Source organism: Streptomyces sparsogenes, from assembly GCF_001704635.1.
Lineage (GTDB): Bacteria > Actinomycetota > Actinomycetes > Streptomycetales > Streptomycetaceae > Streptomyces > Streptomyces sparsogenes.
Genome location: NZ_MAXF01000020.1, coordinates 1 through 25,144 on the forward strand (window position 1 = coordinate 1; position 25,144 = coordinate 25,144).

Annotated in this window: 22 protein-coding genes and 1 pseudogene; 14 read left to right on the top strand and 9 right to left on the bottom strand. The window is 70.0% G+C overall.

Annotation, left to right across the window (positions count from 1 at the left end; genetic code table 11):
• A pseudogene (locus BBH68_RS03055) lies at window positions 1-226 on the top strand (IS982 family transposase); the annotation flags it as partial.
• A gap of 19 nt (window positions 227-245) precedes the next feature.
• Here the strand turns inward: BBH68_RS03055 and BBH68_RS03060 are convergent.
• Complete coding sequence (locus BBH68_RS03060) at window positions 246-2,510, bottom strand: hypothetical protein (protein WP_211301815.1); 2,265 nt, start codon at window positions 2,508-2,510, stop codon at window positions 246-248.
• A 243-nt stretch (window positions 2,511-2,753) separates the two neighbouring features.
• A complete protein-coding gene (locus BBH68_RS41745) occupies window positions 2,754-3,656 on the bottom strand; it encodes a hypothetical protein (protein ID WP_065958680.1) in 903 nt (300 codons plus the stop codon).
• 163 nt (window positions 3,657-3,819) lie between these two features.
• On the opposite strand from BBH68_RS41745, the gene BBH68_RS03070 reads away from it, so the two are divergent.
• Entirely contained in the window at window positions 3,820-4,167 is a 348-nt protein-coding gene (locus BBH68_RS03070) for a putative quinol monooxygenase (protein WP_065958681.1), read from the top strand.
• Between the two features lie 52 nt (window positions 4,168-4,219).
• Here the strand turns inward: BBH68_RS03070 and BBH68_RS03075 are convergent, their stop codons facing one another.
• Window positions 4,220-5,572, bottom strand: coding sequence for a hypothetical protein (locus tag BBH68_RS03075; RefSeq protein ID WP_065958682.1), 1,353 nt, complete (start codon window positions 5,570-5,572; stop codon window positions 4,220-4,222).
• 373 nt (window positions 5,573-5,945) lie between these two features.
• Here BBH68_RS03075 and BBH68_RS03080 point away from each other — a divergent pair, with 373 nt between their 5' ends.
• A complete protein-coding gene (locus tag BBH68_RS03080) occupies window positions 5,946-8,696 on the top strand; it encodes a hypothetical protein (protein ID WP_076971031.1) in 2,751 nt (916 codons plus the stop codon).
• 98 nt (window positions 8,697-8,794) lie between these two features.
• On the opposite strand, the gene BBH68_RS03085 is transcribed toward BBH68_RS03080, so the two are convergent.
• The 6 genes from BBH68_RS03085 to BBH68_RS42890 form a co-directional block, all read right to left on the bottom strand.
• Window positions 8,795-9,184, bottom strand: coding sequence for a peptidase inhibitor family I36 protein (locus BBH68_RS03085; protein ID WP_065958683.1), 390 nt, complete (start codon window positions 9,182-9,184; stop codon window positions 8,795-8,797).
• Window positions 9,185-9,287: 103 nt separating this feature from the next.
• Window positions 9,288-10,580, bottom strand: coding sequence for a hypothetical protein (locus BBH68_RS03090; protein ID WP_245737863.1), 1,293 nt, complete (start codon window positions 10,578-10,580; stop codon window positions 9,288-9,290).
• Between the two features lie 12 nt (window positions 10,581-10,592).
• Complete coding sequence (locus BBH68_RS42710) at window positions 10,593-11,054, bottom strand: hypothetical protein (RefSeq protein WP_065958684.1); 462 nt, start codon at window positions 11,052-11,054, stop codon at window positions 10,593-10,595.
• 395 nt (window positions 11,055-11,449) lie between these two features.
• Window positions 11,450-11,866: a PIN domain nuclease gene (locus BBH68_RS03100; RefSeq protein WP_065958685.1), complete on the bottom strand. Its 417-nt coding sequence runs from the start codon at window positions 11,864-11,866 to the stop codon at window positions 11,450-11,452.
• Window positions 11,863-12,072, bottom strand: a complete 210-nt coding sequence (locus BBH68_RS03105; RefSeq protein ID WP_065958686.1) for a type II toxin-antitoxin system VapB family antitoxin — start codon at window positions 12,070-12,072, stop codon at window positions 11,863-11,865. The genes BBH68_RS03100 and BBH68_RS03105 overlap by 4 nt, the downstream gene beginning before the upstream one ends.
• A gap of 156 nt (window positions 12,073-12,228) precedes the next feature.
• Window positions 12,229-12,498: an ATP-binding protein gene (locus BBH68_RS42890; protein ID WP_245737864.1), complete on the bottom strand. Its 270-nt coding sequence runs from the start codon at window positions 12,496-12,498 to the stop codon at window positions 12,229-12,231.
• 295 nt (window positions 12,499-12,793) lie between these two features.
• On the opposite strand from BBH68_RS42890, the gene BBH68_RS03115 reads away from it, so the two are divergent.
• From BBH68_RS03115 to BBH68_RS03165, 11 genes are all read left to right on the top strand, one after another.
• Window positions 12,794-13,681, top strand: a complete 888-nt coding sequence (locus BBH68_RS03115) for a helix-turn-helix domain-containing protein (protein WP_076971030.1) — start codon at window positions 12,794-12,796, stop codon at window positions 13,679-13,681.
• Between the two features lie 12 nt (window positions 13,682-13,693).
• Window positions 13,694-13,894: a DUF397 domain-containing protein gene (locus BBH68_RS03120; RefSeq protein WP_065958687.1), complete on the top strand. Its 201-nt coding sequence runs from the start codon at window positions 13,694-13,696 to the stop codon at window positions 13,892-13,894.
• Between the two features lie 86 nt (window positions 13,895-13,980).
• Window positions 13,981-14,640 (top strand): response regulator transcription factor, encoded by a 660-nt coding sequence (locus BBH68_RS03125; RefSeq protein WP_065958688.1) that lies wholly within the window; start codon window positions 13,981-13,983, stop codon window positions 14,638-14,640.
• Window positions 14,641-14,682: 42 nt separating this feature from the next.
• The gene (locus tag BBH68_RS03130) at window positions 14,683-15,822 is read left to right on the top strand and encodes a winged helix DNA-binding domain-containing protein (RefSeq protein WP_065958689.1); all 1,140 of its coding nucleotides are present in this window, start codon (window positions 14,683-14,685) and stop codon (window positions 15,820-15,822) included.
• A 177-nt stretch (window positions 15,823-15,999) separates the two neighbouring features.
• Window positions 16,000-19,146: an alpha-N-acetylglucosaminidase gene (locus BBH68_RS03135; RefSeq protein ID WP_065958690.1), complete on the top strand. Its 3,147-nt coding sequence runs from the start codon at window positions 16,000-16,002 to the stop codon at window positions 19,144-19,146.
• A 96-nt stretch (window positions 19,147-19,242) separates the two neighbouring features.
• The gene (locus tag BBH68_RS03140; RefSeq protein WP_065958691.1) at window positions 19,243-21,267 is read left to right on the top strand and encodes a hypothetical protein; all 2,025 of its coding nucleotides are present in this window, start codon (window positions 19,243-19,245) and stop codon (window positions 21,265-21,267) included.
• A gap of 119 nt (window positions 21,268-21,386) precedes the next feature.
• Entirely contained in the window at window positions 21,387-21,617 is a 231-nt protein-coding gene (locus tag BBH68_RS03145) for a type II toxin-antitoxin system VapB family antitoxin (protein WP_065958692.1), read from the top strand.
• The gene (locus tag BBH68_RS03150; RefSeq protein WP_065958693.1) at window positions 21,614-22,015 is read left to right on the top strand and encodes a PIN domain nuclease; all 402 of its coding nucleotides are present in this window, start codon (window positions 21,614-21,616) and stop codon (window positions 22,013-22,015) included. Before BBH68_RS03145 ends, BBH68_RS03150 begins: the two co-directional genes overlap by 4 nt.
• Window positions 22,016-22,039: 24 nt before the next feature.
• Window positions 22,040-22,222, top strand: coding sequence for a hypothetical protein (locus BBH68_RS03155; protein ID WP_065958694.1), 183 nt, complete (start codon window positions 22,040-22,042; stop codon window positions 22,220-22,222).
• Window positions 22,223-22,411: 189 nt separating this feature from the next.
• Window positions 22,412-24,070 (top strand): glycoside hydrolase family 13 protein, encoded by a 1,659-nt coding sequence (locus tag BBH68_RS03160; protein ID WP_065958695.1) that lies wholly within the window; start codon window positions 22,412-22,414, stop codon window positions 24,068-24,070.
• 25 nt (window positions 24,071-24,095) lie between these two features.
• Window positions 24,096-25,136: a LacI family DNA-binding transcriptional regulator gene (locus tag BBH68_RS03165; RefSeq protein WP_065958696.1), complete on the top strand. Its 1,041-nt coding sequence runs from the start codon at window positions 24,096-24,098 to the stop codon at window positions 25,134-25,136.
• Window positions 25,137-25,144 lie beyond the last annotated feature (8 nt).

The following is a 25,144-nucleotide window of genomic DNA, read 5'->3' on the forward strand; positions in this document are numbered from 1 at the left end:
GGACGAGCCCGTCCGGCACGGGAAGATCGTCCGTGTCCGCCAGTGGATCGAGGCCGTCATCGACACCCTCAAGGGCCAGCTCAGCCTGGAACAGCACGGCGGCAGAACACCGGCCGGAGTCTTCGCCCGCACCGGACAACGACTCCTCGCCCTGGCAGCCGGCATCTGGCACAACTGGACCACCGGCGCCAAGATCAAACGATCCCTGATCGCCTACGACCACTGAGAACATCGGACTCACTCATCTAGACTCCCGGCCGCCCCAGGGCCTGGAGCGCCTCCCGGCGCGCGCTGTCGTGGCGTTCCTGGCCGGAGCCGACGAGGGTCTTGGTGAGGCCGCTGTCCGCGTCCTCACCGTGCTGCTGGGTCCAGCCCACGACGAGGGAGTCCACCTGCCGCTGGCCGACGTCGAAGACCTTCATGTTGTCCAGCGCCGCCGACGCGTTGGCCTGGGCGGCGTAGTCCTTGCCCCACTCGTACATGCCCGCGTAGAGGATGGAGCCGGCGATGTCGGCGGCAACCGGCAGATGCCCCCCGAGGGGCTTGTCCGGCACGAAGTTGAGCGCCCCTCCGGTCACCAGGAAGCTGGCCGTCCGGACGTCCGTGGCCCACTGCACCGCCTTGTCCCTCTTGTCGAAGAGGATGTCGGAGGTGACCCCGTCGTAGAAGCCGAAGGTGGAGGAGGCGGCGTTGATGGCGGCGGTGCGGTCGTTCGGGTTCTTGAAGTCGGTCCGGGCCAGAGTCTCCGCCGCGTACTGCCGCTCCGCGGCGTACATCCCGGCGTAGGCGTTGGGGTCCTCCGCGACGCCGCGCATGATGCGCGACAGCTCATCGGGCGACACGGCCATGCGGACCGTGCCGTCGTCCGTCCACACCCCGCCGCCCGCGTAAATGTCGGAGCCGTCGCCGGTGCGGGAACGGAGCGTCCCGTCGTCGTCCCCCATCCCGCTGTACGCGTGATTCTTGTAGTCCTCGTTGGTGCGGGACAGGATCTCGTGGGTGTCGGGGGTGTAGTCCATCAGCATGTGGCCCAGGGGCGAGCGCAGGCCGGCGGGCATCTGATCGCCCTTCCAGTCCTTGTTGAGCAGCTTGATGGTGTCGTGCATGACCCGCGCCTCGGCCTCGGTGTGTCCGCCCAGCGCGTGGTCGGTGCCCGGCACATTGCCGGTGGCGGCCGCCTCCAGGGCCCGGCCGAACCCGCCGCGCACATCCGCGTCGGAGGCGTCGTCGCCCACGGTCTCGATGTTGCCGCGCCAGTTGGTGGTGTTCTTGAGGTCCCAGTCGCGGTCCTGCACCAGGTACTTCAGCCGGTCGTTGCCGCCGTCCGCCTTCGGGTCGAGATACCCGGTGGCCGTCTTGGGGTCATGGCTCATGATGTCGAGGGCGCCGTCGACGGGGTCGTTGGCGAACCAGCCGTCGTCCTTGCCGCTGAACTCTCCGTAGAGGTCCCAGATGTTCTTGTCCTTCCGCTCCGCCGCGATCATGTCGTCGGTCAGGTCGGAGAGGAACTGGGAGGAATACCCGCGGCCCTGCTTCATGAGGGTGACCAGGCTCTGGTAGCCACGGGCCCCCTGGCCCTGACCGGTGCCCACGCTGATCTTGTTGTCCACCGCGTCCAGGTCGTACTTCTCGACGCCCGCCTTTTTGAGGCCCTCCCGCCACGTGTCGTAGAAGGGGTCGGAGGGGGACTTGGTGGCGGTGGCCAGGGTGGTGGCCAGGCCCTTTTCCAGGGCGCGGAAGTTCTCCTTGTCGTCGCCCTTGGCCAGGTCGAAGTACTTGTTGGCCAGCTCGATGGTGCCCTTGGGGCCCATGCCGGCCAGGAAGGTCTGGCTGAACGTCTTGTCGTCCTGGTTGTCCCGGAACAGCCGCTGGTACTCGGCCATCTCCTTGGCGCTGAGCTTCTCGCCGGAGTTGAGCTTGGTCGAGAGGTCCTTGGCTTCCTCGGCCTCGACCTTCTCGATATCGCCCTCGGCCTTGGCGTTGAACCCGTTGTCGATGCCGTCGATGAGGTTGGAGTCCCGCACGGCCGCCTGGAGCGCGAGCTTCACGCCCTGGTCGGCGTCGTCGACCGCCTTGACCGCGGCCGCGATGTGTTCCGTCCATGACAGCTCAGTGGTGTGCAGGTCCGGGTCGTGCTTGATGGTGAAGGCATCGTCCTTGCTGACCTTCGAGAAGTCGTAACTCGCTCTCCCGTCCTCCGAGACCTTCATCCCGGCCTTCACCGCGTCCGCGACCGCGGACTTCACCTTCCCGTGCAGGTCCTTCAACTGGGCGTGCGCGTCCCGGAGAATCGAGGCGATTGCCTTCGCCTCCGTCTGGGCGGCGGTGAATTGCTCATCCGTCATGCCCACCTGAATCTGCCCGAGGCCATTCGCCACGCCGGTCCACGTGCCGTCGGTCGCGGCCGTCTTTACTTGCTGCTGATATGCCTTCTGGACTTCGGAGAACTGCTTCGCAGCCTCCGTCCATTGCTTCGCTGCGGTCTCCAGGAAAGACAGGTCGACTGTCATGACCTGGTGGTACGTAAGCACAAATCCCCCATGGTTGGCCATCAATAGAAAATAAAACGGGTACGTCGGCCAACCGTGACAGTACCCCTGACCTGGGGCCGCAAGACCCCTCCGAGGCCGTTTTCATAATACGGCAAGAAAACTTTCACAAAGAAAGGGAAAACGGTCGGACAGCCAGGGGTATTTGTGACTCGCCTCACGGTCCGCAGGTCCGTCTCGCACGCAACCCGCGGACGACACCGGTCATTTCGGAACTTCGACCCTCACCTCCTTACGGAGAGCGGTGGCGATCTGGGCGGACTCGTCGAGCGTCAGATCCCTGGTCCCTTCCTGGGGCGCCACCAGGACCACCGTGTCGTAGTCGGCCCAGACACACAGCGCCAGCGTGTTGGGCTCATCCGGGCTCGGCTCCTCCTTCGCCCTGATGGCCTGGCACTTCATGACGGCGTTCTCCAAGCCCGCGGGCGACTTGCGCTCCGGGCTGCCCACCACGAGGGCGTCACTGTCCTCGCCGCCCACCGTCTCGCTCTTCTTCTTCAGGTTGGTGAAGAAGGCGTCGACGGACTTCTCCGGATCCGGCACAGTCCCGTAGACGCCCATCATCTGGATCTTCTTCGCGTCATTGGGGGTGGCCCACTCCACCTTCACCCCCATGCCCGACGTCAGGCCGAACTCCTGCGCCTCCTCGCTGTCCAGTTGTTGCGCGGTGCTGTCCCCTGAATCACTCGTGTATTCACCGAGCACGGTCGAGGGCACGGTGAGCCTGTAGTCCTTTCCGTCGTCGGTCAGCCCGCCGTCGTCGCTCGCCCCGCGGAACAGCAGGACGCCCCCGACGATCGCGGCGACCACCACCACGGCGCCGATCACCAGACCCGTCGTCTTGCCCTTGCCGCCCCCGCTCGGCGGGGCCGGCGGCATGCCGGGCGGATAGCCCGGCGGCATCTGGGGTTGCTGCGGATAGCCGTAGCCGGGCTGCGGCGGCTGCGGCTGCGGCTGCGGCTGCGGGGCGGCGTACGGGCCGCCGCCCTGCCCGTACGGGTCCGGCACCCCCTGCCCGTACGGATTCGGACCGCCCTGCGGCGGCGGACCGGGCGGCTGGCCCGGAGGCGGCCCGTACGGTCCTGGTGGCGGCTGGTTGTGACTCATAGGCTGTGGCCCCTTCCCCTCGGCACTGACCCCCTGAGCAGCGGTCACAGACCTGGACGCGACAAGTGGTGCAACGGGTTCCACTCGCCCCGGGACGGTTCGTCAGGCGCCAAGCAGCTCACGACTTGGCCCTCACACCGATGTCAGGCTCTAGCGTGCCCGCATGACGACGCCGACGACCAGCACCCAGGCACCCCTCTCCCTCTACGGCTTCCTGCGCCCCAGGCCGGAGCGCGCCGAGGAGGTCAGACAGCTCCTGTCCTCCCTCGTGGAACCCACTCGGCGGGAAGAGGGCAACCTCGAATACCACCTCCACGAGCACGAGGACGGCCGCCTCTTCCTCTACGAGGTCTGGCGCTCCCAGGAGGACCTGGACCGCCACAACGCCCGCGAGCCGCTGCGCGGTTTCCTGGCCAACCTGCTCGACTATCTCGTGGAACTCCCCGAGGGCTACTTCAACACCATGATCAGCCCCTACCCCGGGGCCGCCTCCGCCGCACCGCAACCGTGACGGCGGCGGGCGCGTCCCGCGTTGGTGATGATCGGGGAACGGAAACACGCCTCTAGTCGGTGATGTACCAGTTGCCCTTCAGGTACTCCAGGGTGGAGGTTCCGATCTCGCTCTCGGAGAAGGTGACGGAGGCCCTGACCGCCGCGGCCGGGATGTCGAACTTGTCGGGGGCTCGTACGACGACCTTCCGCGGGTCGACCGTCGCGGTCTGCAGAGCCTTCTTCTGCGTGGGCGAGATCATCTGGAACGTGATGGGGAACGTGGCCTCGCACGGACCGAACCCCTCGTCCTCCGCCTTCTTCGCCGCGGGCCCGGCCACCTCGCAGACCGTGTCGAGGTCCTCCCGGCCCACGGCGTGCAGGTACTGCTCGTACCGCCGGATCGCGCCTTCCTTCGTCCTGGGCGCGGCCTGGTCCGTGGGCTGATCCGTGGGCTGGTCCGAGGGCGGGTCGGTCGGCTTCTCGTCGGCGGGCCCGCAACTGTCGCTGGTGAAGATGCCCGGCAGCAGACGCTTCGGGTACGGGCCGATCGGCCCGTTGAAGCCGCTCACATGCTGCTGCGAACCCCACCACCCGGCGTACCCCCACCACGGCTGCCCCTTGACGGGGCGGATGTTGTCCCATGTGTGCCACTCCGTGCCCTCCGAGGTGCGGTCGAGCGTGGTCTTCACCCGGTGGTAGCCCTTGGTCGGGTAGGAACCGTGGGAACCACGCGCCGAGTACACCGTCGGATGCCCGCCCTTCGGATCCAGGTCCGACCACTTCACGCTGCACGGATCGCCGCCGTGCTTCGCGAACGTCATCGCCTCCGGCTTGCCGTCGCGCAGTTGCACCGCGACGCGCTCCCAGTCGCCCTCGTGCCTGTTGCCCCCGAGCAGGTTGTTGTAGGCGTAGAAGAACCAGTACACATACGCCCCGCGCGCCGGGTCGGTCTTGTGCTTGTGGTACTCCCAGTAGACCGGCGCGCCGGTACCCTCGCCCTCGCGCACCTCCTTCGGCGGGTCGAGGTAGAAGCCGCCATCGGGCTCGGTCGAGGTGCGCCACCGCTCCCCGTGCCCCGGGCAGGACACCGGCTTGGACGACGCCTTCCCCGGCTCGATGTCCGCGTGCTGGTAGGGATTCTCCGCACTCCCCAACCGCCGCGGGTCCGCCGGATCGGCCACCGGCCCCTCGTCACGGCACATGCCGTCGTGGTCGAAACGCAGCGCGGAACGCTCGATGAAATGCGTGGCGTCCATCGGCTCCAGCGTCTCCCCCTTGGCGAGCCGCACCAGCGGCGCGAACCGCGCGGCGTCGGCCGCGGTCCCCTGCGAGGGCTCCGCCCCCGTGTACTCCTTCTCCTTCTCCGGCCCGCACGCCACCAGCGCCACCGACAGCGACACCGCCACGCCCGCCAAAGCCCGCATCCGACCCCGCACCGGCTCCCCCTTCGATCGCCCACCATCAGCCAGTGGCACGTCTGGACATCACGCGGAATCCGGCTGAACGGTTCCCCCGTTACCTTTCTCGTGGCCCCGAAAACGGGGCGCCTGGCCCCGGGCCCGGTATGGCTGTCTGCCACCGCTTGACCGCTGATGAGGGACCTGACGACCGCCCGGTGCGTGTGGTGGCTTCGCGGGAACCGGAAGGTATGTCGTCTCGTCTGAATACGTGGTGAACCCGGGTGAAGCCCTCTATGGGTGCGGGTGCGCAATCGCGCGATGATCACAGAGATACTGGTAGACGTTGAGTGAAGTCCGGGTCCTGGGGCGCGTTGGCGCCCGAAGTGAGGAGGCATCGGTGGCGGGCGAGTCCCCCGACATGTCGGAGCAGCGGAGCGACCTGCGGTCGGCTTCGGGCGCGGGTACCGGTACCGGTCGGCCTGCGGCCGATGCCGGTACGGGTGTTGCCGGCGGCAGGGACAGTGGTTCCGGTGCCATCGCCGTTGACGGCGGTCGGGGTGAGGGGCGGCCGACCGGTGCCGCAGGTGGAGACAGTGCGACCGGCGCCGCCGGTTCGGGAACTGGGGTTTCCGGCGCGACCCGACAGGGCACGGATGCCGACCGTCCGGATCCGAGGCTGGCTGTGCGTAACGGCGCGGTCGGCGCCGAGGGTAAGGTCGGCGGGGCGCCTGCGTCGTCGTCGGTGACGGCCGGTGACGGCGAGGGCACCCGGGAACCGGCGGAGGCCGACGGGACCAGTGACGGCAAGGCTGGTCAGGCGACCGGGCCCGCGAAGTCCGGTGCCGCCGGTGGTGGCAAGGCCGACCGGGCGACGGCGGGGTTCGGAGCCGTAAAGAATTCGGCCGGTGAGGCCGCTGCCTTATCCGGTGGTGGCAAGGCTGACCAGGCAGCTGCGAGGGTCGGTGCTGCCGACGACGACGAGGCTGGTCAGGCGGCTGCGGCGGCCGGTGCCGTGAAGTCCGGTGCGGCCGGTGACGGTAAGGGTGAGCAGGCGGGGACGAAGACCAGCGTCTCTGGCAGCGACAAGGTCGACCAGGCGACCGCGGTATTCGGCGCGCTGAAGACGGGCTCGGCAGGCGACGGCAGGGCCGTCCAGGACACCGCTGCCTCCGACGCCCCGAAGGCCGACGCCGCCGATGATGCCAGTGCAGTCGAGGCGGGTGTGGGATCCGGAGCGGCAGGCGACGGCAAGTCCGCCGCTCTGTCCAGTGGCGGCAAGGCCGGTCAGGCGCCCGCGAAGCCCGGCGCCACCGGTGGTGGCAAGGCTGATCAGGTGACCGCGGTGTTCGGCGCTGTGAAGTTAGACGTCACCGAAGGCGGTAGGGCCGAGCAGGCCACCGCCAAGCCCGGCGTCCTCGGCAGCGGCAAGGCCTCCGAGGGCGAGGCCAAGTCCGCGCCCAAGGCTGCCTCCTGGGGGGCCAGACCAGACGGTGACGGCAAGCCCAAGGAGGATGCCCGGCTCAAGGCCGCCGTCGCGGCCGGGGTCGCCGAGGACGACAGCGACGGCGTTGGAAAGGTGGGCTCGGCCGATCAGGCCACCCAGCAGATCGAGGCACCCAAGCCGGCGGAGGCCGGGTCCGCCGACCAGCCCACCGAGCTGATCAAGGCTCCCACGAACCCGGAGTCCGAGTCCGAGCGCACCAGCAAGTTCGTACCACTGAAGAAGGACGACGCCCCGGCGCTGCAGCCGCTCAAGGCCCCCAAGCCGGAGGCCGAGCCCAAGGCGACACCGTCGGCTCCTCCGAAGCCGGCGGCACCGACCGAGTCTCCGGCGGAGCCTCGGACTCCGCTTGACCTGCTCGCCCAGCTGACGAACACTCCGCCCCCGCCAGAGACCCTGATGCGCACGATGGTGCGCCGGGTGAAGATCTGGACCCCGCTGGTGGTGCTTCTCGGGATAATCTTCGTGGTCGTGCAGGCGATGCGCCCGCTGCCTGCCCCGAAACTGGCGATCGTCGGCAAGTCATCCTCCGTCTTCGAGGGCGGCACGCCGTCGCTGCCCTGGCCCACTGAGGGGCAGGCGATCGTGGACGTCGACGGACTCGGCCGGGTCGGCTCGTACGGTGAGATGAAGCCGCTGCCCATCGGCAGCGTGGCCAAGGTGATGACGACGTACATCATCCTGCGCGACCACCCGCTGAAAAAGCGTGAGAACGGGCCGCTGATCGACATCGACCAGAAGGCCGAGGACGACTTCACCAACGGTGTCAAGGAGAAGGAGTCGGTCGTCGAGGCCCACAAGGGTCAGAAGATCTCCGAGAAGGAGGCCCTCGAGGCCGTCATGCTGCCATCCGCGAACAACATCGCGCGGCTGCTGGCCCGCTGGGATGCGAGCACTGAGGAGGCGTTCATCAAGAAGATGAACAACACCGCCAAGGAGCTCGGCATGACGAACACCACCTACACCGACGCGAGCGGCCTCCTGGAGAGCACCGTCAGTACGGCCGAGGACCAGGTGAAGCTGGGCAAGAAGGCAATGCAGGACCCGGTCTTCCGGGAGATCGCTAAGGCGACCGAGTACAACTCCACGACCGCCTCCGGGGCGGGCAGCGGCGTCGCCTACCAGAAGACGCAGCGCAACTTCAACAAGCTCGTCCCCATGTACGGCGTCGTCGGTATCAAGACAGGTTCCACGACCAAGGCCGGTGGCAACCTGCTCTTCGCTGCAGAGAAGAAGGTCGGCGGCTCCACACAGCTGATCATCGGCGCGGTCTTCGGGCAGCACAAGAGCCCGATCATCGACACCGCCACCGAGTACAGCAAGCAGCTCATCCTGGCCGTGGACAAGGCGCTGACCACCAGCACCATCGTGAAGAAGGGCGAGGTCGTCGGCCACGTCGACGACGGCCTGGGCGGTATAACCCCGGTCGTAGCAACCAAGGATCTGACGGCGGTCGGCTGGCCCGGTCTCAAGGTCAGCCTGAAGCTCACCGCCGGGGGCAAGACCCTCCCGCACACGGCGAAGGCCGGTACGCAGGTCGGCGAGCTGACCGAGGGTGGCGGCATGGGTGAGGTGAAGGTGCCCGTGGCATTGCAGAAGGACCTCGCCGAGCCGTCGTTCGGCGCGAAACTGACACGAGTACCCTGACAGGTGGACACGGGCCGGGCCCCGGTACGCACCGCACTGACGCGTACCGGGGCCCGGTTGTGTTGCAGGGGCCCAGTTGCATTGGGCCCTGTCGGTTCTCAGCAGTCTCTGGCGAACTTCACCGAGGCATTGTTGTTGTACGTGTTCTCCAGGTTGTTTGCGTTGCGGTAGTTGAAGACGTCGCTGGGACCGCTGTAGTTGGAGTTGTAGAACACGGTGACGGTCATGCATACGTTGGAGACAGCGGATGCGGCATTGTTCTTGACACTCTTGCCCTGACCGTTGCCGGGACTGGTGAACTTGTATCCGGCGAGATCCGACACGCTGCTTCTCAGCGCGTTGTGGGAGCCCTGCTGGTTCGAGTTGTAGAAGAAGCAGAAGCTACTCGCCTCGCAGTCGCTCGGACTGGCCTGCGCGGTGGTGGCGAAGGCAGGGACGAGCAGGGCAGCGCCCAGGACTGCTGCGGCGAGCTTGGGGGTGCGCTTCATTAATTTCGGTCCTCTCTTTGGGGTCGTCCATGGCGAGTGTGCAGTCCCCAGGTATGCTTGGGAAGGGTGGGCGTGCCAGGACGTAGAAGTGTCGGCCCACTATTTACTGATCGCGGAGTACGGATTTGGCCTTGGCGAGTTGTTTCTTCTTTGCCTTCAACGCTGCATCGAAGTCAGCTCGTTGCCGTGCGATCAGTTCCTTTTGCAAGGAAGTCTCGACTGTGAACCATGTGCCGATCAGGTTCACTTGCTGCTTGCAGGCCACATCGGCGGTCGCCACTTGGCGCTCCAGCCGCGTAGGTGAGTTCCCCTGAAAGCGACGGTCGCTTATGGCCGCCAAGGGGTCGGGATAGGAGTAACCCTTCCCCTTCATGCAGCTGGACCACGCTTCGAACGCCTGCTTCACTTGCGATACCGACCGACTGGCGGTAAAAGTCCGGACGTTGGCCTGCCGAGCCACGTCGCTCGAGCCCAGATTTCCGGAGCCGACCAACTCCTTCTTCGCCTCGTTGTAGCAGCCCCCGGGCGGTACCGTCACACCGTTGACCCGGAGCGCGGTGTCACCCTCGCCAGCCTTCTCCTGGGAGTGCCCGGTGAGCACTTGCTGTTCCTCGGCGGAGAGCTTGGGCGGGTGGGGCGGGTGAGTGCGCGGGTCGCGGTCACCGAGGTGGTAGCCGTTGGCAGCTGCCTCGGTCTTGTCCGTCACCCCGTACCGGCGCTCCATAAAGGTGCGTGGCCCCGTCAGCGGGCCCGACGGGTCAATCTGATAGTCGAGGCCGAATCGGTGTAGGCACTTCTTGCGCAGCACGGCGCTGGCTCTGGCTATTTGCTCCGAGTCCGCATCGGAAAAGAGATAGCTCTCTATCGGGAGATGCAGGTCAACGCTCGACAGAAGTTTTGGAGCGTGTATTTCCTGCGCCGCCTTGGCGGCAGAGGGATCAGATGAGCTGCAGCCGGCCAGGAAAAGGAACATGATGCCTGTCAGGCCGAGCAGTCCCGTTCGCGGATTGTGGCTGGATAATCGTCGGTCCATGACTGAAACTGGATCCCCCCTCAACGCCAGTCTCGCAATAGCATTCAACATGATTAAGTGATGTTGATCAAGGCGATTCCAGCCAATCTCAAGTGTGGCTGAGTGCTCCACCTGGCGGTTGAGTGGTCGAGTTGGAGGATTGATCATTCCGCAGGTCAGCGCGGTGCGACTTCTCTCGATAGGTGACACTTGGTCGAGTTGGTCGACACCGGGGGCTGTGTATTGGCCTGTCGGCGGCGGCTGAAATCTGGTTCTGGACCACCCTTCGCGCACCGCTGACGGATGCTCACGGGCCGCGCCGGCTGTTAGTTGGGTTTTGCTGGCGTCCTTCAAGGTGTAGAAGTCGCAGCGTGCGCAGGCCATGCGGGGCGGGCACTACTCGAAGAAGGTGTAGGTGCAGTAGCCGTGCCCGAGGTCGTAGTGCTGCCAGGGTTCGACGGCCGCGGTGGAGCCGGAGGTGGCCGCGTCAACGACCGCCCGACCCTGAACAAGGTCGGGCGGACGCTGTTGTGGACGCGGGGTGTGAGCGATGAGGTGTCGTACCAGCGGTCCACCCACCGAGCCCACCCCTGCGCTCCGCCGCTTGCCCGTGCCGAGTGGCCCAGTCATCCGCTGGGGCGGCTCGCAGTAGCCCAGCTCGGCAACGGCCTGCTGCATGGCGTGCGAGGTGTTCAGCCGCACGTCGGGAAGGAGCCGTTCGCCGCGTATCCGCTCGAACAGTTCGATGGTCAGCTGCTCGATGTGCAGGCTTCGCCTGAGAAGAAGCACCTGGCAGGCGACCATCGGCAGCACCGTGTCGTTGCCGCAGCGGAGCTGGTAGCCCCATCCGTCGAGCACCGCGCGACCTTGCGACAGCCCTGCTGGCCGCGGTCGAGGAGGTCGGCCCACTCCGCGTCCGCCCAGGACCAGTACGGCCGGTCGGTCTTCGCGCATGGCAGCAGCCCTACGGCGTCGGCATCCAGCATCGCGCGGCGGCGGTGCTGGGTGGGCGGCGAGTCCAGAGCGGCAGCGGCGTCGTCCAGAGGCCGCAGCAGTCGCCGGCTCCGTCACCACTGAGGGGCACCCAGGGGCGCCTCCATCCGCGGCGGGCACGCCCCCCTACCGCGGCTACCGACTCCTCAAAGCGTCCTGTTCCAGGCCGCCTTCGCCGCGATCGGCCGCAAGTCCGGCCCATCCTCGCGGACTACTACGACCTTCAGCGCGCACCCGGCAAGACCCAGGGGCATCCTGAGTCAGTCGGCGTCACCGGCGGGCACGACCCACCGATGGGGCTGCCCGGTGATCGCGGCGATCTGCTCGTAGTCCTCGTCGTAGTGCAAGACGACGGCCGCATGCCGCTCAGCCGTCGCCGCGATCAGCAGATCCGCCATCGACAACGCCCGGTGGTTTCCTTTACGGATCGCTCGGGCCTGGACATCCTTGGCGCGGTCCCATACCTCGTCCGGGCAAGGGAGGTAGTCGAAGCCGGACAGCCAGTAGCGCAGCTTTTCGGCCTCCGTGTCATTGCGAGCGGAGTAGAGAATCTCCATTTCGACCGCACCTGTGACGGCGATCAGGCCCCGCTGGACCAGTGGGTCGAGCACCGCCCGAACGGACGGCTTGGAGCGCCGGGCCAGAGCCGATTTGTCGATCAAGTAACGCAAGCTCAGGCCGCATCTCCGGAGTCGACGGCGCGCGCATCGTAGGTGAGATCGATTGCGCCGCTGTCGATGGCGTCCATGAACTCCATGCGCCGGTGCAATTTGGCCGCCTCCTCCATTGCCCGGCGCACAGCCGCCGCCTTGGTCTTCACGTTGTAGACCCTCATCAGCTCTTCGGTCGTTTCGTCATCGAGATCGATCACGGTGCGAGACATCAAAACCCACTCTCCGGAGGCCATCGATATCTTTACGATATCAGAAAGACGCGGCATTCGATATCGAAAGGGAACCGAACATACACCGCACGAGCCCCCTGAACGCGTGGGGCACCCCCTGGGAGCTGCCCCACGCACGGATCCCGCCGCTCACGCTCAGCCGTACCGCTCCTCGGGCTTCGGCGGCGCAAGGGCGAACCACACCGCCTTGCCGGTGACGCCCGCGTCCTTGTCGGTGTAGTCGACCACGCCCCAGTCGTCCGAGCACGACTCGACGAGCGCCAGCCCCCGCCCGCCCTCGTCGTCGGCCCCGGCCTCCACGGGCTGCGGCAGCGCGGAGCCCGAGTCCCACACGGTGACGCGGAAGTCCGGCGGCTTCGGCTGCCAGTCCATGCTGACGTACGAGTCGGTGGCGGTGTTGCGCAAAGCGTTCGTCGTCAGCTCGGAGACGAGGAGTTCGGCGGTGTCGACGAGGCAGTCGAGGCGGGCCGATGAGGATGTGGCGGATGGTGGCCCGTACGACGCCCACGGCTCGGGGATCGTGGGGAATGAACAGGCCGTAGGACCAGGGCTCTTCGGGCGTGCGCATGTGGCAGCCTCCAGGTGAGTACCTTACGTGACTGGCGCCACACCCAAGGTAGCGCCGGGAGTTGCCAATCCACAACACGATCAGCACGCTTCGTGGTTGAGTAGTCACGCTAGTCACTACCAGGGAGGGCGTATGGGACTTCGGGCCAACCCCACGTACCGTCAACGACGCTTCGGGGCTGAGGTTCGCAAGCTGCGCGAACGTGCTGGCCTCAGCGTTGGCCAGAGCGCCGCCGTGATGAACATGAACCAGTCGCACATCAGCAACGTCGAGTCCGGACGCACCGGCCTCTCGCCTGAGCGGCTGCGCGCTCTGGCCGGAGCCGCAGGCTGTGAAAGTACAACCTACGTTGACGCGCTTGTGGCGATGAGCCAGGCGTCAGGAAAAGGCTGGTGGAGTGCGTATCGCGACAAGGTGCCCGCCTCGCGCATGGACACGGCCGAGTTGGAAGCCGGTGCCGATGTGATGCTCTGCTACGAGCCGATGTTCGTGCCGGGGCTGCTACAGACCCGGGAGTACTCGGCGGCGATCCACCAAGCCGGGTACGTCTCCGCCTCACGCGAAGAGAACAACTCGTCCGTCGAGTTCCGGCTGGAGCGCCAGAAGGTGCTCACCGGCGAGCGACCTCCCCACTTCCACGCCGTCATTCACGAGGCCGCCCTGCACGCCATGCTCAACGGTCGCCCCGACGTCATGCGCGGTCAGTTGCTCCGGCTGATCGAGCTGTCACGGCTTCCCAACGTCACGGTCCAGGTGCTCCCCTTCGACGGACCCGTGCCATTTGGTACGTCCTTCACGTTGATCGAGCCCACCGTAGCCGAGTTGAGCACCGTGATCGTTCCGCACATCGAGAAGTCGCTCTACCTGGGCGACGATGCCGCGATCGCTCGATACAACGAGGTTTTCGCTACTATGCGCGAAGTGGCGTTGCCTGCCGTCGACGCGACGGTTTCGCCGGAGGCACATGGCATGAAGGACTCACTGGGGTTGATCCAGCGGCTCCTCTATCCCCTGCTCTAGGAAGGCGCACACATGTCTCAGCTCAAGTGGCGGAAGTCGAGCTTCAGCGAGGGCCACACGGACACGTGCGTGGAGATCGCAGCAGACCCCGCAGGTATGCCCCACCTCCGGGAAAGCGACCACCCCCACACCGTCATAACCACCACCCCCACCGCCCTCCGCGCACTCCTCCGCACCATAAAGACCGGCGCCCTCGACCACCCAGGCCACTGATAACCCCCGCTCACCTCACAGCGGTACATTCGTCGGATTCGGTCACGTCCCCAACCCCAGGGGCCCGACGAAGTCTTGGAGCCGCCGTGCGCGTTGTCCTCGCCGAAGACCTGTTCCTCCTGCGGGACGGCCTGGTCCGGATGCTGGAGGCCTACGACTTCGAGATCGCGGCGGCCGTGGACACCGGGCCCGATCTGACCCGCGCGCTCGCCGAGCTGAAGCCGGATGTCGCGGTCGTGGACGTGCGGCTGCCGCCGTCGTTCACGGACGAGGGGTTGCAGTGCGCGCTGGCCGCGCGGCGGGCGCGGCCGGGGTTGCCGGTGTTGGTGCTGTCGCAGCATGTGGAGCAGTTGTACGCGCGGGAGCTGCTGGCCGACGGGAGCGGTGGGGTGGGGTATCTGCTCAAGGACCGGGTGTTCGACGCGGATCAGTTCATCGACGCGGTGCGGCGGGTCGCGGGGGGCGGGACGGCGATGGATCCGCAGGTGATCTCGCAGCTGCTGAACCGGCGGGCGCAGGACAAGCCCATGGGGAATCTGACGCCGCGCGAGCGGGAGGTGATGGAGCTGATGGCGCAGGGGCGGTCGAACGCGGCCATCGCCACGCAGTTGTTCGTCACCGAGCGGGCGGTCGCCAAGCACACGTCGAACATCTTCGGGAAGCTCGGCCTGCCGCCGTCCGACGACGACAACCGCCGGGTGCTGGCCGTGCTGGCCTATCTCGACCGGGGGCATGCCCAAAGCTGAGCCCTGTCCACACCCCCGCCTCGCACGGCACAATCCTCCCCCGTGAAGATCACCGCACGCGAACTCAACCGGTCCACCCTCAGCCGCCAGCTGCTCCTGCGACGCGAGTCGCTGAGCACTCTCGACGCCGTACGCCGTGTCGTCGCGCTCCAGGCGCAGCACGCCGGTTCGCCGTACGTCGCGCTGTGGAACCGGCTGACCGGATTCGACCCGGCCGAGCTGGACGCCGCGTTCACCGGCCGGAAAGTCGTCAAGGCGAGCTTGCTGCGGATCACGCTGCACGCGGTCCACGCAGACGACTACCGGGTCTTCCGCGAGGCGATGCGGCCGACCCTGTACGCTTCCCGGCTCGGCTACCGCTTCGCCGCCGCCGGGCTGACGCCGGCCGATGCCGATGAACTCGTCCCGGAGCTGCTGGCGTTCGCCGAGCAGCCGCGCATGACGACGGAGTTCGATGCGTGGCTCGAGGAGCGGCTGGGCGTCGAAAAGAAGGCCGGGGCGTGGTGGGGGCTGCGGGCGTACGCGCCGCTGTGGCACGCGGCGACCGGCGGGCCGTGGTCGTTCGGGGCCAGGCCGTCGTACCGGGCGGCGGGGACCGGGCCGCTGCCCTTGGGGCGGGAGACGAACGAGGAGGCGCTGCAAAGGCTCCTCGTGCGCTATCTGGAGGGGTTCGGACCGGCTTCGGTCGCGGATATGGCGCAGTTCGCCATGGTTCGGCGGACGCCGATACGCCAGGCGCTGCGCGCGCTCGGCGGTGCCGTCGAAGAGCTGCAAGGGCCCGATGGAACGGCGCTGTTCGATCTCCCGGGCGCCCCGCGCCCGGCCGCGGACACCCCGGCCCCGCCCCGGCTGATGGCGATGTGGGACAGCGTCCTGCTCGCGTACGCCGACCGCGGCCGGGTGATCCCCCCGGCCTACCGCCGGGAGGTGATCCGCGTCAACGGCGATGTGCTGCCGACGCTGCTGGTGGACGGGTACGTGGCCGGTGTGTGGCGGCCGGTCGGGGGTGGGATCGAGGCCATGGCCTTCCATGAGCTGCCGGCGGCGGCATGGGACGGGCTCGCCGCGGAGGCCCGCTCGCTGCTGACGCTGCTGGCCGACCGCGACCCCCGCCTGTACAGCCGGTACGACCACTGGTGGGCCAAGCTCTCCGGCGCCCAGGTGCGCGTACTCCCGGGCTGACCGGCCGGACGGGCCCGTACGGGTGGACGCGCCCGTACAGGTGGACGCGCCCGGACGAGTGGACGGGCCCGTACGGGTGGACACCTCGTACGCACCATTGCTGCCGCCCCGTCCCCCTCGTTAACGTGCCGCTCACATACGACCGTTGGCCCGGGCCGGGCGGCATTGGGGGGCACCATGAGCGATCTGAGCAGACGCACGCTGATCGGAACCGCCGGAGCACTCGGCGTCGGGGCCGCGATCGGGAGCCAGTCCCCGGCGGCGGCCGAGGGGGTGGGGGGCGTGGAGGACGCTGAGGGCGCGGAGGGCGCCACCGCCGCCTTCGACGCCGCGCCCGCGCGCGCCGCGCTGAAGCGGCTGCTGCCGGAGCACGCCGAGCAGTTCCGGCTGGTGGCGCTGGAAGGCGAGGGCGGCGAGGAGCGGTTCGAGGTCTCGGGGAAGCCGGGGCGGATCGAGGTGGCGGGGACCAGCCCGGCGGTGCTGCTCACCGGGGTGCACTGGTATCTGAAGTACACGTGTCATGCCCTGATCACCTGGTCCGGGGACCAGCTCGACCTGCCCAAGAGGCTGCCGGCGCCCCGGGGCCGCGTCGAGCGGTCGACCGCGCTCCCCCACCGCTTCGCGTTCAACGACACCCACGACGGCTACACCGCTCCGTTCGCCGGCTGGGACCACTGGGAGCACCTGATCGACGTCGCGGCCCTGCACGGCTGCAACGAGCTGCTGGTCACCGCCGGCCAGGAGGCCGTCTACCACCGCCTCCTCAAGGACTTCGGCTACTCGGACGAGGAGGCGCGCGTCTGGCTGCCCGCGCCCTCCCACCAGCCGTGGTGGCTGCTGCAGAACATGAGCGGGTACGGCGGCCCGGTGAGCCCCGAGCTGCTGGCCAAGCGCACCGAGCTGGGGCAGAAGATCGCCGGACGGCTGCGCGAGCTGGGCATGCGGCCGGTGTTCCCCGGCTACTTCGGGACCGTCCCGGACGGGTTCGCCGAGCGCAACCCGGGCGCGCGCACCGTCCCGCAGGGCACCTGGAACGGGCTCGAGCGCCCCGACTGGCTCGATCCGCGCACCGAGTCCTTCCGGCAGGTGGCCGCCGCGTTCTACCGCCACCAGGAAGAGCTGTTCGGCGCCTGCAAGCTGTTCAAGATGGACCTGCTGCACGAGGGCGGCGCCGCCGGGGACGTCCCCGTGGCCGACGCGGCCCGCGCCGTGGAGACCGCCCTGCGGACCGCCCGGCCCGGCGCGACCTGGGTGATCCTCGGCTGGCAGGCCAATCCCCGGCGGGAGCTGCTGGACGCCGTGGACCGGGACCGGATGCTGGTGGTGGACGGCCTGTCGGACCTGGACTCCATCACCGACCGGGAGAAGGACTGGGGCTCGGTGCCGTACGCCTTCGGCACCATCCCCAACTTCGGCGGCCGCACCACGATCGGCGCCAAGACCCACATCTGGGCGCGGCGGTTCACGCAGTGGCGCGACAAGCCGGGCAGCAAGCTGGTCGGCACCGCCTACATGGCGGAGGCGGTCGGGCGCGATCCGGCGGCCTTCGAGCTGTTCAGCGAGTTGGCGTGGCGGGACGAGGCGGTGGACCGCGAGGAGTGGTTCCGCACCTACGCGGACGTACGGCTGGGCGGCCGGGACGACCGGGCCCGGGAGGCGTACGCGGCGCTGCGCGACACCGCGTACCAGATCACCAGCTCCGACGGCCGCCCGCACGACTCGGTGTTCTCCGCCCGCCCCGATGTGACCGCGCGCTCCGGCACCAACTACGCCACCCGCGTGCCCGCCTTCGACCTGCCGGACTTCGACGCCGCCTTCGCCGCGCTGCTGGCCGTGCGCCCCGCGCTGCGCGACTCCGACGCCTACCGCCACGACCTGACCGACCTGGCCCGCCAGGCGCTCGCCGACCGCTCGTGGACACTGATCCCCCACCTGCACGACGCGTACGCCCGCAAGGACCTCGCGACCTTCCGGGCGCTGGCCCGGCTGTGGCTGAAGCTGATGCGGCTGAGCGACGACATGACCGGCGCGCACCGCGGCTTCCTGCTCGGGCCGTGGCTGGAGGACGCCAAGCGGATGGCGTCCGGCGAGGCGGAGGCCGCCCAGCTCGAACACGCCGCCCGCGCCCTGATCACCACCTGGGCGGACCGGGTCACGGCCGACGAAGGCAAGCTCGCCAACTACGCCAACCGCGACTGGAACGGCCTCATCGGCGACTTCCACCTGCCGCAGTGGCAGAGCTACCTGGACGAGCTGGAGGACGCGCTCGCCGAGGGGCGCGAGCCGCGCGACTTCGACTGGTTCGCGGTCGAGGAGCCGTGGACACGGGAGCGCAAGAGTTACCCGGTGCGGCCCACGGCGGACGCCCACCGCACCGCGCGGCGGGTGTACGAGGCGTTGGCCAAGGCCCCGTACCAGGGCGCGGCCACCGTCTCCACCACCCCGCCCCAGGTGCCCCCCGGCGGCGCCGCCGACATCGCCGCGTCCCTGCGCAACCTCAACGGGCTGCGCGCCACCGGCCGCGTCGACTTCGACCTGACCGTGACCGGCCTCGACCCCAAGCCGCAGGGAGACACCTGGCTCCCCTCGGTCGCCCCGGCGAAGAGCGGCGAGGTCCACTGGCGGGCCACCGCGCCCGGCGAGCCGCTGAAGGACCCGCTCAAGCCGCTGCCGTACGAGCTGGCGGTCGAGTTCGGGCCGCGCGGCGAGGACCGGGTGCGGCTGGACCGGACCGGCACGCTGTGGGTGGCCGGGCCGCTGGATCCGGGCCTGAGGACGGTCACCAACAACGGCGCGGTCTTCGGTCAGCTGGGCGAGCGCTTCGCGATCGACGGCGCGGGGCGGGACCTGTGGAAGGCGACTGCCGAGTTCGGGTCGGTGTACCGGGAGGGGGCGCTGGCCGTCTCCACCGCCGTGACGGTGAAGGTGGACAGCCAGGCCGCGACGGGCGCGTGGGCGCGGGCCGGCATCATCGCGCGCGACAGCCTGGCGACGGCGGGCTCCTTGGGCTTCGTCAACCTGTCCGTCACCCCGTCCAGCGGCGTCGTACTGTCGTACGACACCAACGGAGACGGCACGCTGGACGCGTACAAGCGCGTCACCGGCGTCAAGGCGCCCGTGCTGCTGCGGCTGACGCGGGTGGCCGCCGCCTCGTACAAGGGCGAGCTGTCCACCGACGACGGGGCGACCTGGCGGGCGGTGGGGACGGTGACGGCGCCCGGCGGCGCCGGTTCCGCGCAGGACGTCGGGATCTTCATGAGCGCGGCCCACGGGGGGAACGTGGCGCGCGGCACGGTGGAGTTCAGCGGCTGGCGCGTCGGCTGACCGCGCGGGCCCCGCTCGGGCGGGGAGCCGGGGCCCGCGCAGGGGCCCCGGCTCCGCGCGGCGGTGACCATCGCATCCGGCGCTCGTTCTCCAACCGTGGAGCAGCAGCAGGAGACAGCCGACCTCCCCGGTGGTTCCCCCACCCTGATCGACGTCGAGCAGGCCGAGGCCGCCATCGTCGAGCACTACCCGCGCCTGGTGCGGCTCGCGTATCTGGTGCTGCCGCCCGGCATGGGGCGCACCCGCCGGGTACTGGCGGCCCACGGGCTCGCGCAGCGCGCGCTGCCCCGCGGCCGGGCCAACGGCGCCGGGGCCGGGCCACAGACCGGTGTCAGGCCACAGACCGGGGCCGACGGCCGGGGCGGCGCCGGGGCCACGCCCGGGCTCCCCGGGCAGCGCGGGACGGAGGGCGCGGCGGACGACGCCGGGTACGCCTTCGTGCGGCTGCGGGTGCTGCGCGGCGCGCTGCGGGCCGCGCAGCGGCGGCGCCTGCCGCTGGGGCCGGCGCTGCCGCGGGTGTGGGGGCTGCGGCTGTCCCCGTCCCCCGGCGGGTCCGACGAACTCGCCCTGGACAAGGCGCTGTCTCAGCTGTCGGGCCCCGGGCGTGCCGCGTACGCGCTGCGCGGCCTGGAGCGGCTGGGCGACCGCGAGGCGCGGGAGGTGCTGAAGGCCGCCGGGGTCGCCGACCCGCGCGGCGCGCTCGCCGAGGCGGACACGGTGGAGGACCCGGCGGGCAGCCGGGACGGGACGCTGCTGGAGTCCCCCGAGTTCGACCCTTGCGCGCTGCGGGCCCGGCCCACCGATCTGATGCGGCGCCGGCAGCACGCGCGCGCGGCGCTCGCCGCCGCGGCGGCGCTGGTGGTGTGCGGCACGCTGCTCGGCCTGCCCGGCGAGGGCTGGGGCCCCAGCGGCGCGGCCGCGCCCCCGTACGCGCGCAACCCGTCCTCGGAGCGCGCGCTCGACCCGGCCGAGCTGACCCGTGCCGCGCCCGGGGCGTGGCGCACCGCCACTCGCGCCGACTTCTCCACCTGGCCCGCGCGCGGCGACCGCACGGGCGACACGCCGCTGCTGCGCCGCGCGCTGGCCGTTTGGGCGCGGCCGGGCCGCTCGGTGCGCGTGTCGGCCACGCCCGGCACACAGTCCGGCCCGCCCTCGGGCCCGCCCCAGCTGCTGTACGCGGGCGAGGTCGACCAGGTGGCGGTGGTGCTGCTGTACGACGGGCTGCGGGTGGTGCGGTACGCGGAGGTAGGGGACGGCGACGGCGGCGCCGTGGCGCTGGACTTCGCGCGGGCCGACGCCGCCGACGCGGCCTCCTCGACCGGCCTGGTCGTGACCCGCGCGGACGGGAACGTCCGCTATCTGGCCGCCCCTTGGGTGCGCCACCCCTCCGTACGGGACCTGGTGCGGCCCGGCGAGGCGGCCCGGCCGCTGCGCCTGACGGCGGACGGGGTGACGGATCCGGTGCGCGCGGGCGGCGCCGACCTGGTGGGCGGCGCGGGACGGGCGCCGGAGTGCGAGAGCTGGACCGCGCTGCGGCTCGGGTCCCGCCTGGTGACGGACCTGGGCGAGATCGTCCCGGCCCGGCTGACGTACGGCGCCCCGGGCGGCCGGGGCGGCGGGCCGCGGGACGTGTCGGGCGCGCCGGCCCGGGCGGCCTGGGCGCACACCGCGTGCCGGCTCCCGCTGCTGCATTCGCGGGGGGTGCGCACGGTCAACGCCTGGCGGTTCGCGGCCCAGCGGCTGCCCGAGGGCGGCGGCTCGGCGGAGTGGGTGTGCACGCGCGCGGAGACCTGGCGGGGCGCGGGCGGCCGGGTGCTGGCCCAGTTCCAGCCGCCCACCACCGACCCGGCCGCGCCGGCCGCGGTCGTGGCCAACGCGGGCGACTCCCCGGCCTGCGGCCCGCGTGAGCCGCGCGTGCTGGCGGGCGCGCTGTGGAAGTCCCGCGCCGGGCGGTGGTATCTGCTGGCGGCGGGCAGCAGCCAGGTGACCTCCGTCGCCGCGCGCGGCGACGTCCGGGGCACGGCGGTGGGCCGGACGCTGACCCTGCCCGCGCGGGAGGGCGACCAGGCCCGGCTGAGCGGCCGCCTGGCGGGCGGCGGGCGGGTGACGGCGCTGCGCTGACGGGCGGGTGCCCGGCACCCGACGACCTGGTTATCCGCGCCTCACCATTGTCAACGCCTCACCCAAGCGGGAGTGATATCTTGAATCGAGATTAGATATCAACACGATGTGGAGCAGATATGTCGCGCACGGTAATCGATCTGGATGACGAAGCCCTGGCCGAAGCCGCGCGCCACCTGGGCACCACGACCAAGAAGGACACGGTCAACGCGGCACTGCGCGAGATCAACGACCGCCGTCGACGAGCAGCCGCGGTGGCCCGCATGCGGCAGATGGTGGCCGCGGGCGAGATCGACTTCTCGGCGCTTGATGAGGCCGCCCCCGCGAGCGAGGGGCACAACGCCGCATGAGGGAGGAATTCCTCATCGACACCAGCGCCCTTGTGCGTTTCTACCGGGGGCAGACGGGCCCGGAGTGGGACCAGGCCGTCACTGCAGGGCTCGTCGGCATCTGCGAGCCCGTTCGACAGGAATATCTGCGCGCCGTGGGAAGCCGTGCCGCGTACTACGAGGCGAACAGCCTGTTGCGCGAGACATTCCCCCATTACACACTGCGGGACTCGGCGTGGGACGAGACCGCAGAACTACAGCAGCGACTCGCAGACCGCGCCTGGCACCAGTGCGCGAGCCCGGTCGATCTGCTCGTGGCCGTCACAGCCTCGCACCACAAGCTCACAGTGTTGCACGCGGATTCCGACTTCGAGACGATCGCCCGAATCACCAGCCAGCCCGCGCGGCGTATCGACTGAACGCGGAGGATCAGCGGCACGTCGATGTCCGCGAGCGGCAACAAGGGCACCTGCTCCGGGACCATCAGCGCCTCCATGGCAGCCACCTTCACCTGCCAGGGCGCGACCACCAGCGGCCCGGCCCGGCTCAGCGACGGCGGCCAGACCCTCACCTTCACCTGGAGCGACGGCAACCCCCACCGGTTCGTCCGCGCCAAGCCCGCGTAGCGGTTCAGTTCGGCAAAAATTTGCGGTGCGTTTCTGCAAGATGCCGGACCCGCCACCCCTCGCAGGTTCGCCGTCGGCACACTGACCCCTGCCGAGAGCGCCGGAGCACGCCCGGATCACGCTGGATGGGCACCGCAAGCCCCTGCAATCCCTTCCACAAGGCATTGCAGAGCTGTTACGTTCACCGGCATGACCCAGGAGCTGACCACCTCACCCCAGACCGAGACCGCCCGTCCGGCCGGCGGTGCCGACTGGTGGCGCGACGCCGTCATCTACCAGGTGTACGTGCGGTCCTTCGCCGACAGCGACGGCGACGGCATCGGGGATCTGCGCGGCGCCCGCGAGCGGCTGCCCCACCTGGCCCGGCTGGGCGTGGACGCGGTCTGGCTGACCCCGTTCTACGCCTCGCCGCAGGCCGACGGGGGCTACGACGTGGCCGACTACCGCGCCGTCGACCCGCTGTTCGGCACCCTCGGCGACGCCGACGACCTGGTGCGCACCGCCCATGAGCTGGGCCTGAAGGTGATCGTGGACATCGTGCCGAACCACACCTCCGATCGGCACGTGTGGTTCCAGGAGGCGCTCGCGGACCGGCCTCGGGGGGCGGCCCGCGAGCGCTACCACTTCCGGCCCGGCCGGGGCGCGGACGGCGAACTTCCCCCCAACGACTGGGAGTCGGTCTTCGGCGGCCCCGCCTGGACCCGCACCACCGATCCCGACGGCACCCCGGGCGAGTGGTACCTCCACCTCTTCGCGCCCGAGCAGCCCGATCTGAACTGGGACTGCCCTCAGGTCGCCGAGGAGTTCGAGTCCATCCTGCGGTTCTGGCTTGACCTGGGCGTGGACGGCTTCCGCGTCGATGTCGCGCACGGCATGGTCAAGGCCGCGGGCCTGCCCGACATCGGCCACACCGAACAGGCCAAGCTGATCGGCGCGCAGGTGCTGCCGTTCTTCGACCAGGACGGGGTGCATGAGATCCACCGCTCCTGGCGGCGGCTGCTGGACTCCTACAGCCGGGCCGACGGCACGGTGCGGATCGGCGTGGCCGAGGCGTGGGCGCCCACCTCCCAGCGGCTGGCGCTGTATGTGCGCCCCGACGAGCTGCACCAGGCGTTCAACTTCCAGTTCCTCAGGTGCCCGTGGGACGCGGCGGCGATGCGCGAGGTGATCGACGAGTCGCTGGCCGCGACCGCCTCCGTGGGCGCCCCCACCACCTGGGTGCTCTCCAACCACGACGTGGTCCGGCACGCCACCCGCTACGCCGAGGACAGCCCGGCCCAGGGGCTGCGCCGGGCGCGGGCCGCGGCCCTGCTGGTGCTGGCGCTGCCCGGCTCGACGTACATCTACCAGGGCGAGGAGCTGGGGCTGCCGGAGGTCACGGACCTGCCGGACGAGTGCCGCCAGGACCCGGCGTTCTTCCGCGCCCTCCACGCCGGCGGCCAGGACGGCTTCCGGGACGGCTGCCGGGTGCCCATCCCCTGGTCGCGCGACGGGGAGTCGTACGGCTTCGGCCCGGGCGGCAGCTGGCTGCCGCAGCCCGCCGACTGGCCCGGACTGTCGGTGGAGGCGCAGACCGGCGACCCGGACTCCACGCTGGAGCTGTACCGCGGCGCGCTCGCGGCGCGCCGGGAGCTGCCTGGTCTCGGGGACACCCCGATGGCCTGGCTGGACGCGCCCGACGGGGTGCTCGCGCTGTCCCGGCCGGGATTCGTGTGCACCCTCAACACCCTCGGGGAGGAGGTGGAGCTGCCCGTCCCCGGGCGTGCGCTGCTGTCCTCGGCCCCCCTGGAGTACGGGGCCGGCACCGTGCGCATTCCCGCCGATTCCTGTGCGTGGTGGGCAATCTGACGTGCGACCGGTACAGTCCAGCCCCATGACCGCACGGCTCGCTGACATCGCAGCCCAGGCGGGGGTCAGCGAGGCCACGGTCAGCCGTGTGCTGAACGGCAAGCCCGGCGTGGCGGCGACCACCCGCGAATCCGTCCTCGCGGCCCTCGACGTGCTCGGCTACGAGCGGCCGGTGCGGCTGCGTCAGCGCAGCGCGGGGCTGGTGGGGCTGATCACCCCCGAGCTGGAGAATCCGATCTTCCCCGCGCTCGCGCAGTTCATCGGGCAGGCGCTGACCCGCCAGGGCTACACCCCGGTGCTGGCCACCCAGACCCCGGGCGGCTCGACCGAGGACGAGCTGACGGAGATGCTGGTGGAGCGCGGGGTGGCCGGGATCATCTTCGTCTCCGGGCTGCACGCGGACACCACCGCCGATATGCGGCGCTACGACCGGCTGCGCGGCCAGGGCGTGCCGTTCGTCCTGGTCGACGGCTACTCGCCGAAGGTGCGGGCGCCCTTCATCTCCCCCGACGACCGGGCGGCGATGCTGCTGGCGGTGACCCACCTGGCCTCCCTCGGGCACACCCGGATCGGGCTGGCGCTCGGCCCGAAGCGGTTCGTGCCCGTGCTGCGGAAGATCGAGGGCTTCCAGCGGGCGATGCGCGAGCAGCTGGGGGTCGGGCCGGAGGAGTCCGAGGAGCTGATCCAGCACTCCCTGTACACCCTGGAGGGCGGCCAGGCGGCGGCCGAGGCGCTGATCGAGCGCGGGTGCACGGCGGTGGTGTGCGCGAGCGACATGATGGCGCTGGGCGCCATCCGCGCGGCCCGGCGGCAGGGCCTGGCCGTGCCGGAGGACATCTCGGTGGTCGGCTTCGACGACTCACCGCTGATCGCCTTCACGGACCCGCCGCTGACCACCGTCCGCAAGCCCGTGCAGCCGATGGGCCAGGCGGCGGTGCGCGCCCTGCTGGAGGAGATCGGCGGCACCCCGGCGCCGCCCAGCGAGTTCGTCTTCCTCCCCGAGCTGGTGGTCCGCGGCTCCACGGCCTCGGCGCACGGGGCGGGCGCGCGGGGCGGCGGGACATAATCGGGCGT

Excerpts from the sequence above, each read along its gene's own strand:
- BBH68_RS03070 (WP_065958681.1), top strand. The coding sequence starts at position 3,820 with ATGACGACGCCGACGACCAGCACCCAGGCACCCCTCTCCCTCTACGGC.
- BBH68_RS03105 (WP_065958686.1), bottom strand. The coding sequence starts at position 12,072 with ATGTCTCGCACCGTGATCGATCTCGATGACGAAACGACCGAAGAGCTG.
- BBH68_RS03090 (WP_245737863.1), bottom strand. The coding sequence starts at position 10,580 with ATGGCCTGCGCACGCTGCGACTTCTACACCTTGAAGGACGCCAGCAAA.
- BBH68_RS03075 (WP_065958682.1), bottom strand. The coding sequence starts at position 5,572 with ATGCGGGCTTTGGCGGGCGTGGCGGTGTCGCTGTCGGTGGCGCTGGTG.
- BBH68_RS03135 (WP_065958690.1), top strand. The coding sequence starts at position 16,000 with ATGAGCGATCTGAGCAGACGCACGCTGATCGGAACCGCCGGAGCACTC.
- BBH68_RS41745 (WP_065958680.1), bottom strand. The coding sequence starts at position 3,656 with ATGAGTCACAACCAGCCGCCACCAGGACCGTACGGGCCGCCTCCGGGC.
- BBH68_RS03120 (WP_065958687.1), top strand. The coding sequence starts at position 13,694 with ATGTCTCAGCTCAAGTGGCGGAAGTCGAGCTTCAGCGAGGGCCACACG.
- BBH68_RS03160 (WP_065958695.1), top strand. The coding sequence starts at position 22,412 with ATGACCCAGGAGCTGACCACCTCACCCCAGACCGAGACCGCCCGTCCG.
- BBH68_RS03150 (WP_065958693.1), top strand. The coding sequence starts at position 21,614 with ATGAGGGAGGAATTCCTCATCGACACCAGCGCCCTTGTGCGTTTCTAC.
- BBH68_RS03115 (WP_076971030.1), top strand. The coding sequence starts at position 12,794 with ATGGGACTTCGGGCCAACCCCACGTACCGTCAACGACGCTTCGGGGCT.
- BBH68_RS03060 (WP_211301815.1), bottom strand. The coding sequence starts at position 2,510 with ATGACAGTCGACCTGTCTTTCCTGGAGACCGCAGCGAAGCAATGGACG.
- BBH68_RS03165 (WP_065958696.1), top strand. The coding sequence starts at position 24,096 with ATGACCGCACGGCTCGCTGACATCGCAGCCCAGGCGGGGGTCAGCGAG.
- BBH68_RS03085 (WP_065958683.1), bottom strand. The coding sequence starts at position 9,184 with ATGAAGCGCACCCCCAAGCTCGCCGCAGCAGTCCTGGGCGCTGCCCTG.
- BBH68_RS03145 (WP_065958692.1), top strand. The coding sequence starts at position 21,387 with ATGTCGCGCACGGTAATCGATCTGGATGACGAAGCCCTGGCCGAAGCC.
- BBH68_RS03155 (WP_065958694.1), top strand. The coding sequence starts at position 22,040 with ATGTCCGCGAGCGGCAACAAGGGCACCTGCTCCGGGACCATCAGCGCC.